The sequence below is a fragment of the Pseudomonas sp. O39 genome, from assembly GCF_045447295.1.
In the GTDB taxonomy this organism is placed as follows: domain Bacteria; phylum Pseudomonadota; class Gammaproteobacteria; order Pseudomonadales; family Pseudomonadaceae; genus Aquipseudomonas; species Aquipseudomonas antarctica_A.
In genome coordinates this window covers 66117-82173 of record NZ_JBJGXV010000020.1, presented here as the reverse complement: position 1 = coordinate 82173, position 16057 = coordinate 66117, and the positions used below count along the sequence as shown (strand labels likewise).

The window sequence follows — 16057 nt, the reverse complement described above, 5'->3', positions numbered from 1 at the left end:
GAAGCACGCGTTTTACCAGATGGTGCAAGACCGCAGGAATTAATTCGACAGTCGACCCAGGGGTTTGCTTGCAAAGTGTTACCGCATTGAACACCGCGTGCGCAGGTTGTTAGGGTGGGCGAACGAACAGGAAAGTACGCACATGGATTTCACAGGTAAAACGGCAATCGTCACCGGTGGCGCGCAATCCGGCACGGGTAAAGGCGGGCAGCGCTGAAGACGTTGCGGCCCAGTGGCATCGCATCAAACAGCCGCCGGTTCAGGCTGCTGCCATCCCCTGAACCCGATTGCGTCCCTGCGCCTTGGCCAGGTACAGCGCCTGGTCAGCCTGGGAGAGCAAGTGCGAGAGGTCGTGGCCTGCCGCATCGGTGGTGACGATGCCGATGCTGACGCTCAAATAGCCAGGCGCCAGCAGGTCGAGTTCGGCAAATGCCTGGCGAATCCGCTCGGCGACGTGAAAGGCAGCGGTTTCATCGCTGTCGGCGAGCAAGCAGGCGAACTCTTCACCGCCAATGCGTGCGAACACGTCGGCGTTGCGCAGCGCGGCTTCAGTCACCCGGCTGAACGCGATCAGCACTTTGTCGCCCATTGGGTGGCCAAAGCTGTCATTCAGGCGCTTGAAGTGGTCCAGGTCGCACAGCAGCAGGGCCGCGCACTGGTTGCGACGGGCGCTGTCCGCCAAGAGTTTTTCCCCCTTGAGCATAAAGGCGCGGCGGTTGCCGACACCGGTCAGCGCGTCACTGAAGGCGGCGGCCTTGAAGCGCAGCTCGGCGCGCTCCTTGACCATCGCCAGGGTGACGTAGGCGATGCCGATGGCGTACAGCATGGACTCAAACAGCATGAGCGAGAAAAACGGTACGCCTTCGCCGCCCGATAGCTGGGCACTCTTGATGGGCAGGCCGGTGTCGGTAAATGCGCGGATAGCATAGAAACCGGTGTGCGACAGGGTCAGTACCAGCGCGGGTACATAGGCCACTTCCAGGCTATCGCGTTTGCGCCACAGCTCCAGGACCGACAGCACTCCATACCCTGCCGCCAGCAGCGAATACAGGGTGACCCGCGCCGATAACGAGGCATAGAACTGTGGCACCAGGCACACCAGCAGCCACAGCCCGGCACCGGCAAAGATGCCCGGCACACTGGGTGGTTTCTGCACGAAGGTACGCATGGCGGTCCAGTTCATCGCGGCACTGAGCAACAGCACCACGTTGCCGATGATCAGCGCGACGAAGTCCATGCCCATGCCGCGCACCACGATCAGGCCCGTGCCCAGGGAGGCGAGCAGCAGCATGATGCCGAGGTAGCCCAGGGTCGGCTCGCGGCCACGGCTCCAGGCATGCGCCGTGAGCAGGCCCATCAGGCAGAATACGAACACGGCCACTATCAGTAGCGTCGGGATGTGCAGCATCATTTCCTTGAACCCGCAGAGATATCCTTCTTGGGGCGCGATTGTAGCGGCAACTCATCCGCTTGACGCTGGTATTGCCGCCGCGACATGCTCCTGTTCCTTTGAGCCAAGACCTGACCATGGAAAACAGCCCCGTTCGCATCACCGCCGAAGAGACCCTCTCGGACAACTGGTACCTTCTGAAAAAATACAGTTTTGACTTGCGCCGCCGAGATGGCACCTGGCAAGCCCAGACCCGTGAAGTGTATGACCGAGGCAACGGGGCGACCATCCTGTTGTACAACCGTGAGCGGCGCACGGTGCTGCTGATCCGGCAATTTCGCATGCCCACCTTCGTCAATGATTACCCGGGTTACTTGATCGAAGCCGCGGCCGGTTTGCTGGACAACGCCAGCCCCGAAGAGCGCATTCGCCTGGAAGCCGAGGAAGAGACCGGCTACCGCGTGGGCCATGTGGAAAAAATCTATTCGGCGTTCATGAGTCCGGGGTCGGTGACCGAGCGGATTCACTTCTTTATCGGCGAGTACCAGCCGGCGGACCAGGTCGGCACGGGTGGCGGCCTGGAGGAGGAGGGCGAAGACATCGAGGTGCTGGAGCGGGGTTTTGAACAGGCGCTGGCGATGGTGCAGAGCGGTGAGATTGTGGATGGCAAAACCATCATGCTGTTGCAGCACCTTGAATTGCGCATGTTGAAAGAAGGGTGGTGACGCTTGATGCGCTGGTGTGCATTGCTGTGTGTGCTGGCGGCGGGCACTAGCCAGGCGGCCGATGCCTTCTATTTTTGGGCTGACCCTGTGCCGAAAACGCCGGGAACACTGTTGCGCAGCGAAGCACTGACGCCGCAGCAAAGCCTGGCCTCGGCCGCGCAGAACCTGCGGATTTTGTATGCCTCCACTGATGGCCTCGACGACACCACACCCATCGCGGTGTCCGGTGCGCTGTTCCTGCCCAAGGGCACCCCCCCTGTGGGTGGCTGGCCGCTGATGGCCTGGGCCCATGGCACGGTCGGCAGCGCTGACCGTTGTGCACCGTCGCTTAACGAGCGCAGCCCACGGGATACGCGCTACCTCAATTATTGGCTCGACCAGGGCTACGCGATTGTGGCCACCGATTATCAGGGCTTGGGCACGCCGGGCCTGCACCCTTACGGGCTCACTCGGCCGCTTGCCTATGGCGTGCTGGACAGTATTCGTGCTGTGGATGCGGCAGATTTCAAACTGTCCAGGCGCGTGGTGGTGTTCGGACAGTCCCAGGGCGGCCGGGCGGCGTTTGCCACGGCGGTGTTGGCCAAAGGCTATGCGCCAGAGCTGGAGATTGTGGGGGTGGTGGCGACCGGGACGCCGTATGCCACCGCACACGCCCAAGGCCAAAGCCCGGAGCTTGAAAACGCCCGCCGTTCGGTGGTGCCCACGTTTGCCTATAACCTGTTGCGGCTGAGCACGGCCAGTTTGCTGGCCCCCGCCTTTGTGCCGGCCGATTACTTGGCCGAGCAGGCGCTGCCAGCGTTCAAAGCCAGTCAGGATGAGTGCCTGCATGCCATCGAGCAGCGGGTGGTGGCGGACGGGCTGACCTTTAACACCAGCTTCAAGCAGTCGCCCAAGGCGGCGCTGGAGCGGGTTAATCGGGCGTCGGCTTACCCCTCGTTGAAAACGGAAATTCCGATTTTTCTCGGCACGGGGGGCAAGGACCTTGATGTGTTTGTGCCGGGGCAGAAGGCGTTGGTACGGGATGCGTGCAAGGTTGGGGACCGGGTTGAATGGCATTTTTATCCGGAGCTGGATCACTCCGCGACTGTTAATGGGTCTTTGGGCGATTCGACCGGGTTTGTTCGGCGGGCGTTTGCGGGGGCGGTGATTGGCGGGAATTGTGGGCGCTGATGTGTGTCGGCGCCGTGCACCGATGCGATGCGAGCACCTCGGTCTATCAGTGACACTCAGTCGATGCCATCGCAGCGGTTCGGCGGTCCGACAAGCCAGCGCCCACATTTGACCGAATCCCGTTCCATGATCAGGTCGGCTGCCAGGCCGCTTCGCTTTGTTTGTGATTTTGATCTTAGGCGCCCCGTTAACCACGCTGGCCGAACGCAGGCTTTGGAGCGTGGGTAACCCGGCAGGACGCCGGGTTAGCCGCGATGGGCCAAGGATGGCCCATGGCGGCGGCCCACGGTCCAAAGCCGGAGTGAGGGAACACCGAGCCTAAGCGAGGTGCCGAGTGGTGGGGCAAGAGCCCTTTGGTTACTTTGGGGCTTTTCCAAAGTGACCCGCTGTAAGAGCGGAACCCAGGGCGGCCGTTACCGAAGAAACGGATATATAGCCATTCAAAAACCAACAACACCCACTCCCGACTACCGGCTATTGTCAGAAAATTCGCACAGGAGTACAAATGTACTCCATGACGACCTTAACCCCCCGCCGTACTGCCATCCTGACCTTTATCCGCGACCGTATCGCGCAACAAGGCCAACCCCCCAGCCTCGCCGAGATCGCCGAGGCGTTTGGCTTCGCCTCGCGCAGTGTCGCTCGCAAGCATGTGGTGGCCCTGACCGAAGCCGGCTTCATTGAGGTCAACCCCAATCAGGCGCGCGGTATCCGCCTGCTCAACCAACCGGCACGCCCCGAATGGCTGGACGTCCCCGTCCTCGGTCGCGTCGCGGCAGGCTTGCCCATCGGCGCCGACGCCGAAGTGCACAGTCGCCTGCAACTCGACCCTGGCACCTTCGCAAAAACCCCTGACTACCTGCTGCGTGTGCAGGGCGACTCAATGATCGAAGACGGCATCCTCGATGGCGATCTGGTGGGCGTACGCCGCAGCGCCGAGGCCTTGAATGGGCAGATTGTAGTGGCGCGCCTGGACGGCGAAGTCACCATCAAACGCTTCGAACGTCACGGCGACCATGTACGCCTGCTGCCACGCAACCCCGCGTATCAACCCATCGTGGTAGGCCCTGATCAGGACCTGGCTATCGAAGGGGTGTTCTGCGGCCTGGTGAGGCAAGGCTGATGGGCGCCGTCGTTGCCCTGGACTCGCTGTTCAATGGCGGCCGAGTCTGGAAGGGCCGGCCTGCCGCACCAGCGGCCAGCGTGCATCCCACAGGGCTTGCGGCGCTGGATGCGGTGCTGCCCAGCGGCGGCTGGCCAGAATCGGCCTTGAGTGAAATCCTGATGGCCAAGGAAGGTGTCGGCGAACTGCAATTGGTACTGCCGACGCTGGCGCGGTTGTCGGCGGCAGGGGAGCGCATTGTGCTCGTGGCACCGCCCTACACCCCGTACCCTCACGCCTGGCAGAACGCCGGGGTGGATTTGCGCCAGCTCTCGGTGATCCAGGCCGACGAACGCGATGCATTGTGGGCGGTGGAGCAGTGCCTGCGCTCCGGTAGCTGCGGCGCAGTGTTGTGCTGGCCGCGCAAGGCCGATGACCGCGCCTTGCGCCGCTTGCAGGTGGCGGCGGAAACCGGGCAGACCCTGGCGTTTGCCTGGCGATCCTTGAATGAGGCGGTCAACGCGTCGCCCGCCGCCTTGCGCCTGGCGGTCGAAGCCAGGCCTGCCCAGGTGCGGGTGCTCAAGTGCCGCGGTGGGCTGGCCCATCCGGCGCCGATTGCGCTGGCGGGGCACTGAGGTTGCCATGCGCTGGGTGTGTATTGTCTTCCCGCAATTGGCGCTGGACGGGGTGCAGCGTGTGCATCCCGAACCCGACCAACCGCTGGCGCTGCTGGCCGGTACGCCGCAGCGCCGTGTGCTGCAAACCGTCAATGACGCCGCGCGCGCCTTGGGTTTACGCCCCGGCCAATCCCTGACGGCGGCGCATGCCCTGGCCAAGACCTTTGCCAGCGCCGAATACGACCCCGCAGAGATCGAGCGTTGGCAGCAGTTTCTCGCCGCCTGGGCCTACCGTTTCAGTTCCCAGGTCAGCGTGTATTACCCGCGCGCCTTGTTGTTCGAGATCGAATCGAGCCTTGGGCTGTTCGGGCCGTGGCCGCAGCTCGAGGCGCGTTTGCGCCAGGAGCTGACCGAGCTGGGGTTTCGCCACCGTATCGTTGCCGCCCCCAACCCGGCGGCGGCGCGGGTGCTGGCGAATAGTTACGATGGCCTGGCCGTGGCCGATGATCACGCCTTGATGCAGGCGTTGGCGCCACTGCCCATCGACCGCGCCGGTCTCGACCCGCAGGCTGCCACGGCCTTGTCGCGCATGGGCCTGCGTACGTTGGCCCAGGTGCAGGCGTTGCCCCGGCATACCCTGGCACGGCGCTTTGACGCCGATTTGCTCAAGCACCTGGATGCGCTGAGCGGGCAGCGGCCGTTGGCCCTGGCGTTCTATCAGCCGCCGGACCGCTTCGATGTGCGCATCGAGTTGAATTTCGACGTGCAGTCCCACCAGGCGCTGCTGTTCCCCTTGCGTCGTTTAACTGGCGACCTGTCCGCCTTCCTGTGTGGGCGCGACAGTGGCGTGCAGCGTTTCGACCTGCATTTGGAACACGACCAGGCGCCCGACAGCGTGATCAAGGTCGGCCTGCTCAGCGCCGAACGTGAGCCGGCGATGCTGTTTGAGCTGGCCCGAGGGCGCCTTGAGCAGGTGCAAGTCACCGCGCCGGTACGCGGCTTTCGCTTGGTGGCCCAGGACTTGCCGGTGTTTGTGCCGCAACGCCAGGACCTGTTCGACGATCGTCCGCAACAGACCTTGCCCTGGGCGCAACTGCGCGAACGCCTGCGTGCGCGTCTGGGCGATGAGGCGGTGCAAGGCCTGCGTTTTCACGCCGACCACCGCCCCGAATGCGCCTGGCAAGCGGCCGCCGACAACCGCGCGTGCCCGACCTTGAACAAGGTGCAACGCCCCGGTTGGTTGCTGCATGAACCGACCTTGCTGGCCGAGCACGGTGTACAGATTTTGATGGGCCCGGAACGCATCGAATCCGGCTGGTGGGATGGCGCCGATATTCGCCGCGACTATTACCTGATCCAGACCCGCGCCGGCCAGCAAGGCTGGGCCTATCGCACCGTGGGGCAAAGCGATGGGCTGTGGCTGCAAGGCTGGTTTGCATGAGCTACGCCGAGCTGCATTGCCTGTCCAATTTCAGTTTCCAGCGCGGCGCCTCCAGTGCGCTGGAGTTGTTCGAGCGCGCCAAGCGTCAGGGCTACAGCGCCCTGGCGATCACCGACGAATGCACGTTGTCGGGCATCGTGCGTGCCTGGCAGGCAGCGAAGGCGGTGGACTTGCCGTTGATTATCGGCAGCGAGATGCGCATCGAGAACGGCCCGAAACTGGTGTTGCTGGTGGAGGACCTTACCGGCTACCAGCACCTGTGCCGCTTGATTACCGTGGCCCGTCGCCGCGCCGAAAAAGGCCGCTATCGCCTGCTGCACGAGGACTTCGCACAACCGCTGCCCGGCCTGCTGGCGCTGTGGGTGGCCGAAGACAGCGACACCCAGGCCTCGATCCAATGGCTGCGCCACACCTTCGCCGAACGCCTGTGGCTGGCGGTGCATCTGCACTGCGGCCAGGACGATACGCGCCATCTGGAGCAGCGCTTGCACTTGGCCGCCAGCCTGCAGATTCCGGCGGTGGCGTGCGGCGATGTGCACATGCATGCGCGTGGCCGCCGCGCCCTGCAAGACACCATGACCGCTATCCGCCATCACGTGCCGGTGGCCGAAGCCGGCACGCGTTTACATCCCAATGGCGAACGGCACTTGCGCAGCCTGCAGGCCCTGGCCGCACTGTACCCGCAAGCCTTGCTTGACGAGACCTTGGCCATCGCACGTCGCTGCACCTTCGACTTGAGCCAATTGCGCTACCACTACCCGCGCGAGTTGGTGCCCGACGGCCATAACGCAAAATCCTGGTTGCGCGCCGTGACCGAAGAAGGCATCGCGCAGCGTTGGCCGCAGGGCGTCGATGCGAAGACCTTGCAGCAGATCAACCATGAACTGGAGCTGATCAGTGAGCTGGGCTACGAAAGCTATTTCCTCACGGTGCATGACATCGTGCGCTTCGCCCGCAGCCGCTCGATCCTGTGCCAGGGCCGGGGCTCGGCGGCCAACTCGGCGGTGTGTTTTGCCTTGGGCATCACCGAGATCAACCCGAGCCTGATGAATATGTTGTTCGAGCGCTTCCTGTCCAGGGAGCGCAACGAGCCGCCGGATATCGATGTCGATTTCGAACACGAACGCCGCGAAGAAGTGCTGCAGTACGTGTTCCAGCGCTACGGCCGCACCCGCGCGGCATTGACGGCGGTGGTCAGTTGTTACCACGCGGCCGGCGCGGTGCGCGATGTGGCCAAGGCCCTCGGCTTGCCGCCGGACCAGATCAATGCCCTGGCCGAGTGCTGCGGGCGCTGGAGCGAAGACGCGCCGCCGCTTGAGCGCCTGCGTGAAGGCGGCTTCGACCCGCAAAGCCCGATCCTGCGCCGGGTGCTCACGCTGACCCAGCAATTGATCGGCTTCCCTCGACACCTGTCCCAGCACCCCGGCGGCTTTGTGATTTCCGAATACCCGCTGGACACCCTGGTGCCGGTGGAAAACGCCGCCATGGCCGAGCGCACCATCATCCAGTGGGACAAGGACGACCTCGACGCCGTCGGCCTGCTCAAGGTGGATATCCTGGCGCTGGGCATGCTCAGCGCGATCCGCCGCTGTTTCGATTTGCTGCGCCGCCATCGCAACCTGAACCTGTCACTGGCGGACATACCCAAGGAAGATGCCGCCACCTACGCGATGATCAGCAAGGCCGACACCATCGGCGTGTTCCAGATCGAGTCGCGGGCGCAGATGTCGATGTTGCCGAGGCTGCGGCCGCAAACGTTCTACGACCTGGTGATTGAAGTCGCCATCGTACGGCCCGGGCCGATCCAGGGTGGCATGGTGCATCCGTATTTGCGTCGGCGGAACAAGGAAGAACCCACCACCTATCCTTCCCCGCAGCTCAAGGCGGTGCTGGAGCGTACCTTGGGGGTGCCGCTGTTTCAGGAGCAGGTGATGCAAATCGCCATGGTGGCCGCCGACTACGGCCCCGGCGAAGCCGACCAGTTGCGGCGCTCGATGGCTGCCTGGAAACGCCACGGAGGGCTTGAACCGCATCAGGAGCGCCTGCGCACCGGCATGCTCAAAAACGGCTACAGCGAGGCCTTTGCCGCGCAGATCTTCGAGCAGATCAAAGGCTTTGGCAGCTATGGCTTTCCCGAGTCCCACGCGGCCAGTTTCGCCTTGTTGACCTACGCCAGTTGCTGGCTCAAATGCCATGAACCGGCGGCCTTCGCCTGCGCGTTGATCAACAGCTGGCCCATGGGCTTCTACAGCCCGGACCAGATCCTGCAGGACGCGCGACGCCATCGGTTGCAGGTGCGCCCGGTGGATGTGCTGGCCAGTGACTGGGATTGCAGCCTGGAGCCCATCGACGGCCAGCAACCGGCGATTCGCATGGGCCTGCGCATGATCTCGGGGTTTCGCGAAGAGGACGCGCGGCGCATCGAAGTGGCGCGCCAATACCGGGCCTTCAGTGACATCGCCGACCTCGACGCGCGCGCCGGGCTGGATGCCCGGGCCCAAGCGTTGCTGGCAGATGCCGGTGCGTTGCGCGCGCTGGCCGGCAATCGACACGCCGCGCGCTGGGAAGTCGCTGGCGTACACAAGCAACTCGGGCTGTTTGCCGGCCTGCCCAGCCCTGACGAAGCCGTGGTAGAACTGCCGGAGCCCACGGTCGGTGAGGACTTGCAGGCCGACTACGCCACGGTTGGTACCACCCTTGGCCCGCACCCGTTGGCGTTGTTGCGCGATGAACTGCGTAAGCGGCGCTGTCGCAGCTCCCTGGAGTTGATGGCGGTGGCGCATGGGCGCAATGTCAGCGTTGCCGGCCTGGTCACCGGCCGGCAACGCCCAGGTACTGCCAGTGGCGTCACCTTCGTCACTCTGGAGGATGAGTTCGGCAATCTCAATGTGGTGGTCTGGCGCGACCTGGCTGAGCGTCAGCGCCAGGCCCTGGTCGGCTCGCGGCTGCTGAAAGTCGACGGGCGCTGGGAGGCGGTGGGCGAAGTACGGCACCTGATCGCTGGGCGTTTGACTGACCTGACGCCGTTGCTGGAAGGGATCAATGTGCGCAGTCGGGATTTTCACTAGTTGCCCATGTCTTCATGGATAAGCTATATGGAATGAAACGATTTATTGCAGCCAGGCTCCAAGCTTTAATAAGCGGAGCTGCGCCACCTACCCACCGTTTTGTTCGCCAAGAGCCAACCGATGCATTTTTTATCCAACACCCATGGCTGCCAAGGCTGGGGCGGTGAAATGGCCCAGCGGATCCGTGCGTTCGACTGGTCATCAACCGAGTTGGGGCCGATTGACGCGTGGCCCTACAGCTTGAGCTGCGCCGTACAGATGCTGCTGGCATCGCCCATGCCCATGGTGATGCTCTGGGGGCCGTTGGGGTACATGATTTACAACGACAGTTATTCGGTGTTTGCCGGTGGCCGGCATCCATACCTGTTGGGCACACCCGTGGAGCTGGGCTGGCCGGAAGTCGCTGACTTCAACCGCAATGTACTGGATACGTGCCTCGCGGGTGGCACCTTGTCGTACCGCAACTTTCCGTTGGAGTTGCTGCGTAACGGTATGCCGGAAGAAGTCTGGATGGATCTTTCCTACAGCCCCGTGGCCGATGATAACCAGCAACCGGCCGGGGTCCTGGTGATCGTTACCGAGACCACTGAGCACGTGAAGTCCGAACGGGTGCGTCAGGAACTGACCCACAACCTCGAACAACGCGTGGCCGCCGAAGTGCAGGCACGTTCCGCCGCTGAAGACCAACTGCGTCAGTCGCAAAAGCTCGAAGCCATCGGCGGCCTGACCGGCGGCGTAGCCCATGACTTCAATAACCTGCTGCAAGTGATCGCCGGCAACCTGCACTTGCTGGCCCGGCATGAGCCGGACAATGCCCAGGTGCAACGCCGTGTCTCAGCGGCCATCGCAGCGGTGGAGCGTGGGGCCAAATTGTCATCGCAGCTGCTGGCTTTTGCGCGTCGCCAACCGTTGTCGCCGGCGGTGTACAACCCGCAACGCATCTATGCAGGGCTGGGTGAACTGCTGCAACGGGCGCTGGGGGAAACCATTCATCTCGACGTGCAACTGCCTCAGGACTCCTGGTGCATCAATGTCGACCGCAACCAACTGGAAAACGCGCTGCTCAACCTGGCAATCAATGCCCGGGATGCCATGCAAGGCGAGGGCGTGATTCGCATCAACGGCGAAAACATCATTCTTAACCCTGGCGATTGCATCGGTAAAAGTATCAAGCCGGGTGAATACGTGCGCCTGGCGGTGACCGACACGGGCGTCGGTATGACGCCGGAGGTGCTCAAGCGCGCCTTCGAGCCGTTCTTTACCACCAAGCGTGAAGGGCACGGCACCGGCCTGGGCCTGAGTATGGTGTTCGGCTTTGTGCGGCAAAGTGGCGGGCATGTGGAGGTGTGGAGCGAGGAGGGCAACGGTTCGGTGGTGCAGATGTATTTCCCCCGCAGCCTGGAACCGGAAAGCTTCGATGAGCACAGCGAGATGGCGCCCCACAGCGGTGGCCAGGAAACCATTCTGGTGGTTGAAGACAATGAGGGCGTGCGCCTGACCGTCGTCGAACTGCTGCAGCAATCGGGCTACACCGTACTCACGGCCGAGGACGGCGACCGAGCGTTGCAAGGCGGGGTGCAGCCGGACCTGATCTTTACCGACGTGGTGATGCCGGGTCGGGTCAAAAGCACTGACCTGGCCGACTGGGCGCGCGTGCAGCAGCCGCCTGTCGCGGTGCTGTTCACCTCCGGCCACACCCGCGACATTCTCTCCACCAATCACCTGTTAAGCCCCGACATTCATCTGCTGAGCAAACCCTATAGCCCCGAAGCGCTTACGCATAGGGTGCGCAGCGTGCTCACCGCAAGGCAAGGCTGCTCATGACTTCACAGCGCAACATCCCCCCGATCACGGCCCAACACCTCGGGTTTGTCCGTGTGCGGGGTGCCCGCGAACATAACTTGCGTAACGTCGATGTGGACATTCCCCGGGATGCCCTGGTGGTATTCACCGGTGTCTCGGGTTCCGGCAAATCATCCCTCGCGTTTTCCACGGTGTATGCCGAAGCCCAGCGCCGCTATTTCGAATCGGTGGCGCCCTATGCGCGGCGCCTGATCGACCAGGTCGGCGTGCCCGATGTGGACTCCATCGAAGGCCTGCCACCGGCCGTGGCCCTGCAACAGCAGCGCGGCACGCCCAGTGCGCGTTCTTCGGTGGGCAGCGTCACCACCTTGTCGAGCCTGATCCGCATGCTGTACTCCCGCGCCGGCAGCTACCCGCCGGGGCAGGCGATGCTGTATGCCGAGGACTTTTCGCCGAACCTGCCCCAAGGGGCCTGCCCGCAATGCCATGGTTTGGGCCGTGTGTATGAGGTGACCGAGGCGCTGATGGTGCCCGATCCTTCCTTGACCATTCGCCAGCGCGCGGTGGCGTCCTGGCCGTTGGCATGGCAAGGGCAGAACCTGCGCGACATCCTGGTGACCCTCGGCTATGACGTGGACATCCCCTGGCGCGACTTGCCGAAAAAGCAGCGTGACTGGATCCTATTCACCGAAGAAACCCCGACCGTACCGGTGTACGCAGGCTTCACCCCCGAACAGACCCGCGACGCGTTGAAACGCAAGTTGGAGCCGAGCTACCAGGGCACGTTCAGCGGCGCGCGGCGCTATATCCTGCACACCTTCACCCATACCCAAAGTGCGCTGATGAAAAAGCGCGTCTCGCAATTCATGCAGGGCAGCGCCTGCCCGGCGTGCGAGGGCAAGCGGTTGAACCAGGCGGCGCTGTCGGTGAAGTTTGCCGGGGTGGATATCGGAGCGTTGTCGCAGCTGTCATTGGCGCAACTGGCCGAGTTGTTGCGTCCGGTGGCGGCGGGGCAGGACACCCTGAAACTGTCGGTGGAAAAGCGCCTCGCCGCCCAGCGTATTGCCCAGGACCTGCTTGAGCGCGTCAGCACGCTCACCGAGTTGGGCCTGGGCTATTTGTCCCTGGAGCGCAGTACGCCGACGTTGTCCTCCGGGGAGCTGCAGCGCCTGCGCCTGGCGACGCAATTGGGCTCGCAGCTGTTCGGGGTGATCTATGTGCTGGATGAGCCGTCCGCGGGCCTGCACCCGGCGGATGGCGAGGCACTGTTCACCGCGCTTGATCGATTGAAAGCCGCAGGCAATTCATTGTTTGTGGTGGAGCATGACCTGGAAACCATGCGCCGCGCCGACTGGCTGATCGACGTGGGGCCTGCGGCCGGTGAGCACGGCGGGCAAATCCTCTACAGTGGGCCGCCAGCCGGTTTGGCGGATGTGCAGGCCTCGCAGACGCGCGAGTATTTGTTCGCTGAGCGACGCCCGTCGCCCCCGGCGCGACGTGAGCCCGCTGGCTGGCTGAAGCTCGAAGGCGTGACGCGCAATAACCTCAATGAGGTGCGCGTGGACTTTCCGCTGGGCTGCTTTACGGCGGTGACCGGTATCTCCGGCTCGGGTAAATCCAGCCTGGTCAGCCAGGCGCTGCTGGAACTGGTGGGTACCGGCCTGGGCCGCGTGGTGCAAAGCGACGAAGAGCCGAGCCTGGAAGACGACACCCCGCAAAGCAGTGGCGGGCGGATCAGCAGCGGGCTGGAGCACATCCGCCGTCTGGTGCAGGTGGACCAGAAACCCATCGGCCGCACGCCGCGCTCCAACCTTGCGACCTACACCGGGCTGTTCGACAACGTGCGCAAACTCTTCGCCGCCACACCCGCGGCCAGGAAGCGCCACTATGACGCCGGGCAGTTCTCCTTCAACGTCGCCAAGGGCCGCTGCCCCACTTGCGAAGGGGAAGGGTTTGTCAGCGTCGAGTTGCTGTTCATGCCCAGCGTGTACGCGCCATGCCCGACTTGCCATGGTGCGCGCTATAACCCCGAGACGTTGGCAGTCACCTGGCAAGGCCTGAGCATTGCCCAGGTGCTGGGGCTCACGGTGGAGCAGGCGGTGGAGGTGTTTGCCGAACAGCCCGGTGTGTTGCGTTCGTTGCAGGTGCTGCGGGATATCGGCTTGGGGTATTTGCGCCTGGGCCAGCCGGCCACCGAACTGTCCGGTGGCGAGGCGCAGCGGATCAAGCTCGCCACCGAACTGCAACGCAATGCGCGGGGCGCCACGTTGTATGTGTTGGATGAGCCGACAACCGGCTTGCACCCACGGGATGTGGACCGCTTGCTCAGCCAGCTTAATCAGCTGGTGGACGCGGGGCATACGGTGGTTGTTGTGGAACACGAAATGCGCGTGGTGGCCCAGAGTGACTGGGTGATTGATATCGGGCCCGGGGCCGGGGATTTGGGCGGGAAGGTGGTGGCCTGTGGCACGCCGCAGACAGTCGCGAAAAGCAAGACCAGCCGGACCGCTCCGTTTCTGGCGCGAGAGCTGCCCTAATCGTCAACGCCGAACAAAGGTGGGAGCGGGCTTGCTTGCGAATCGCGAGTGTCAGTCTAAATAGCTATCGACTAATCCAGCGCATTCGCGAGCAAGCCCACTCCCACAGGATTACCCGTGTTCAGCCAGCTGTTGCTTGGCCAGCTTCACCACGTTTTCAAGCGTAAACCCAAACTTCTCCTGCAAGTTGGCCAGTGGCGCCGACGCGCCAAAGCTGTTCATCACCACTTTGGCGCCGGTCTGGCCGACATAGCGGTCCCAGCCCAAGGGGCCTGCCTGTTCCACCACCACCCGCGCCTTGACCGCTGGCGGCAGCACGCTGTCGCGGTAAGCCGCGTCCTGCTCTTCAAACAGCTCCCAGCTCGGCATCGAGACCACCTGCGCGGCAACCCCTTCGGCTGTCAGTTGTTCATACGCCGCCACTGCGAGGCTGACTTCACTGCCCGTCGCCAACAGCAGCACTTCAGGCTTGTCCGCACCGGCCAACACGTAAGCCCCCTTGGCGGCACCCGATGCGGCCGCGTACTTCGTACGATCCAGAGTCGGCAACGCCTGACGTGACAACACCACGCAACTTGGCCGATGGGTTTGCGCCAGGGCGACTTTCCACAGTTCCAGGGTTTCGTTGGCATCGCCCGGGCGCAGGGTCAGCAACCCCGGCGTGGCACGCAGTTGAGTCAGGTGTTCGATCGGTTGGTGGGTCGGCCCATCTTCGCCCACACCAATCGAGTCATGGGTAAACACGAACACCACCGGCAATTCCATGATCGCCGCCAGGCGGATCGGCGGCTTCATGTAGTCGCTGAATACCAGGAACGTCGAGGTATACGGGCGCAGGTAGGACAGCGCCATGCCATTGGCGATTGCGCCCATGGCGTGCTCGCGGATGCCAAAGTGCAGGTTGCGCCCGCTGTAGTCGTCAGCACTGAAACGCCCGGCCCCGTCGAAGGTGAGGTTGGTCTTGGTCGACGGTGACAGATCCGCCGAGCCGCCGAGCAGCCAGGGGATTTGCTGGGCGAAGGCATTGAGCACCTCACCACCGGCGGCACGGCTGGCCACGCCTTTGGCGTCGGCGTCGAAGGTGGGCAACTCATCCTGCCAATGCTCCGGCATTTCGCCGGCGCGCATGCGGCTCAGTTCATCCGCCAGTTCAGGCTCGTACTGTGCCAACTGCGCCAAGTGCCGGTTCCATTCTTCATACAGCGGCTCGCTACGCTCCAGCAGTACATCACGCAGCACCGTGCGGGCTTCATCGGGCACCAGGAAGCTGGAATCCTGCGGCCAGCCGTAAGCGGCTTTGGTCAGGCGGATTTCTTCAACGCCCAAGGGTTCGCCGTGGGCGGCGGCGGTGTTGTGTTTGTGGGGCGAGCCGTAGCCGATCACGCTGTCGACCACAATCAGGGTCGGCGCGCCGGTGTTAGTCTTGAAGGTTTCCAGCGCTGCGCTCAAGGCCTGCAGGTCATTGGCATCGGTGACGTGCACGGTGTGCCAGCCATAGGCCTGAAAACGCTTGGCCACGTCTTCACTGAACGCCAGTTCGGTGTGGCCCTCGATACTGATGGTGTTGTTGTCGTAGATCCAGCAGAGGTTATCCAGCTTCAAATGCCCGGCCATGGACGCCGCTTCGCTGCTGATGCCCTCCATCATGTCGCCGTCACCGCACAGGGTGTAGACGTTGTAATCGAACAGCACTTTGCCGTCGCGGTTGAAACGCTTGCCCAGCCAACGCTCGGCCATGGCCATGCCGACGCTGTTGGCGCAACCCTGGCCCAGCGGGCCGGTGGTGGTTTCTACGCCGGTGGTCATGCGGTACTCGGGGTGGCCCGGGGTCTTGGAACCCATCTGCCGGAACTGCTTGATATCGTCCAGGCTGATCGCCGGCTGGCCCGAGCGTTTGCCGTGGGCATCAATCTCGACCACACCGGCCAGGTGCAGCAGCGAATACAACAGCATCGACGCATGCCCCACCGACAACACAAAACGATCACGGTTGGGCCAATCTGGATGGTGCGGGTGATAGCGCAGGAACCGGCTCCACAGCGTGTACCCCACCGGCGCCAGGCCCATGGGCGTGCCGGGGTGGCCGGAGTTGGCCTTCTGCACGGCGTCCATGGCCAGGGTGCGAATCGTGTTGATGCATTGGGTGTCGACAGCAGTGGCAGCATGAGTCATGAAACCGTTCTCCCTCAGGTGGCGATCTACAG

Annotated in this window: 10 protein-coding genes; 8 read left to right on the top strand and 2 right to left on the bottom strand. The window is 63.5% G+C overall.

Features of this window, described 5'->3' with window-relative positions:
- Window positions 1-259: 259 nt before the first annotated feature.
- Window positions 260-1411, bottom strand: a complete 1152-nt coding sequence (locus ACI77D_RS22190; protein WP_407017489.1) for a diguanylate cyclase — start codon at window positions 1409-1411, stop codon at window positions 260-262.
- A gap of 116 nt (window positions 1412-1527) precedes the next feature.
- On the opposite strand from ACI77D_RS22190, the gene ACI77D_RS22185 reads away from it, so the two are divergent.
- From ACI77D_RS22185 to uvrA, 8 genes are all read left to right on the top strand, one after another.
- On the top strand, window positions 1528-2115 hold the full coding sequence (locus ACI77D_RS22185) for an NUDIX domain-containing protein (RefSeq protein ID WP_064451938.1): 588 nt from the start codon (window positions 1528-1530) through the stop codon (window positions 2113-2115).
- Between the two features lie 6 nt (window positions 2116-2121).
- Complete coding sequence (locus tag ACI77D_RS22180) at window positions 2122-3285, top strand: lipase family protein (RefSeq protein ID WP_407017515.1); 1164 nt, start codon at window positions 2122-2124, stop codon at window positions 3283-3285.
- Window positions 3286-3790: 505 nt separating this feature from the next.
- Complete coding sequence (gene lexA / locus ACI77D_RS22175) at window positions 3791-4408, top strand: transcriptional repressor LexA (RefSeq protein WP_064451939.1); 618 nt, start codon at window positions 3791-3793, stop codon at window positions 4406-4408.
- Window positions 4408-5022, top strand: coding sequence for a translesion DNA synthesis-associated protein ImuA (imuA, locus tag ACI77D_RS22170; RefSeq protein ID WP_221294480.1), 615 nt, complete (start codon window positions 4408-4410; stop codon window positions 5020-5022). The genes lexA and imuA overlap by 1 nt, the downstream gene beginning before the upstream one ends.
- A gap of 7 nt (window positions 5023-5029) precedes the next feature.
- Window positions 5030-6445 (top strand): Y-family DNA polymerase, encoded by a 1416-nt coding sequence (locus tag ACI77D_RS22165; RefSeq protein ID WP_407017488.1) that lies wholly within the window; start codon window positions 5030-5032, stop codon window positions 6443-6445.
- A complete protein-coding gene (locus ACI77D_RS22160; protein WP_262667594.1) occupies window positions 6421-9513 on the top strand; it encodes an error-prone DNA polymerase in 3093 nt (1030 codons plus the stop codon). Before ACI77D_RS22165 ends, ACI77D_RS22160 begins: the two co-directional genes overlap by 25 nt.
- A gap of 120 nt (window positions 9514-9633) precedes the next feature.
- Entirely contained in the window at window positions 9634-11337 is a 1704-nt protein-coding gene (locus ACI77D_RS22155; RefSeq protein ID WP_407017487.1) for an ATP-binding protein, read from the top strand.
- Window positions 11334-13853 carry an excinuclease ABC subunit UvrA gene (uvrA, locus tag ACI77D_RS22150; RefSeq protein WP_407017486.1) on the top strand — a complete coding sequence of 840 codons (2520 nt, stop codon included), beginning with the start codon at window positions 11334-11336 and terminating at the stop codon, window positions 13851-13853. The genes ACI77D_RS22155 and uvrA overlap by 4 nt, the downstream gene beginning before the upstream one ends.
- Window positions 13854-13964: 111 nt before the next feature.
- On the opposite strand, the gene tkt is transcribed toward uvrA, so the two are convergent.
- Window positions 13965-16025, bottom strand: a complete 2061-nt coding sequence (tkt, locus tag ACI77D_RS22145) for a transketolase (RefSeq protein WP_407017485.1) — start codon at window positions 16023-16025, stop codon at window positions 13965-13967.
- Between the last annotated feature and the right edge of the window lie 32 nt (window positions 16026-16057).

Coding starts and splice junctions, on each gene's coding strand:
- ACI77D_RS22190 (WP_407017489.1), bottom strand. CDS start 1,411: ATGATGCTGCACATCCCGACGCTACTGATAGTGGCCGTGTTCGTATTC.
- ACI77D_RS22185 (WP_064451938.1), top strand. CDS start 1,528: ATGGAAAACAGCCCCGTTCGCATCACCGCCGAAGAGACCCTCTCGGAC.
- ACI77D_RS22180 (WP_407017515.1), top strand. CDS start 2,122: ATGCGCTGGTGTGCATTGCTGTGTGTGCTGGCGGCGGGCACTAGCCAG.
- lexA (WP_064451939.1), top strand. CDS start 3,791: ATGTACTCCATGACGACCTTAACCCCCCGCCGTACTGCCATCCTGACC.
- imuA (WP_221294480.1), top strand. CDS start 4,408: ATGGGCGCCGTCGTTGCCCTGGACTCGCTGTTCAATGGCGGCCGAGTC.
- ACI77D_RS22165 (WP_407017488.1), top strand. CDS start 5,030: ATGCGCTGGGTGTGTATTGTCTTCCCGCAATTGGCGCTGGACGGGGTG.
- ACI77D_RS22155 (WP_407017487.1), top strand. CDS start 9,634: ATGCATTTTTTATCCAACACCCATGGCTGCCAAGGCTGGGGCGGTGAA.
- uvrA (WP_407017486.1), top strand. CDS start 11,334: ATGACTTCACAGCGCAACATCCCCCCGATCACGGCCCAACACCTCGGG.
- tkt (WP_407017485.1), bottom strand. CDS start 16,025: ATGACTCATGCTGCCACTGCTGTCGACACCCAATGCATCAACACGATT.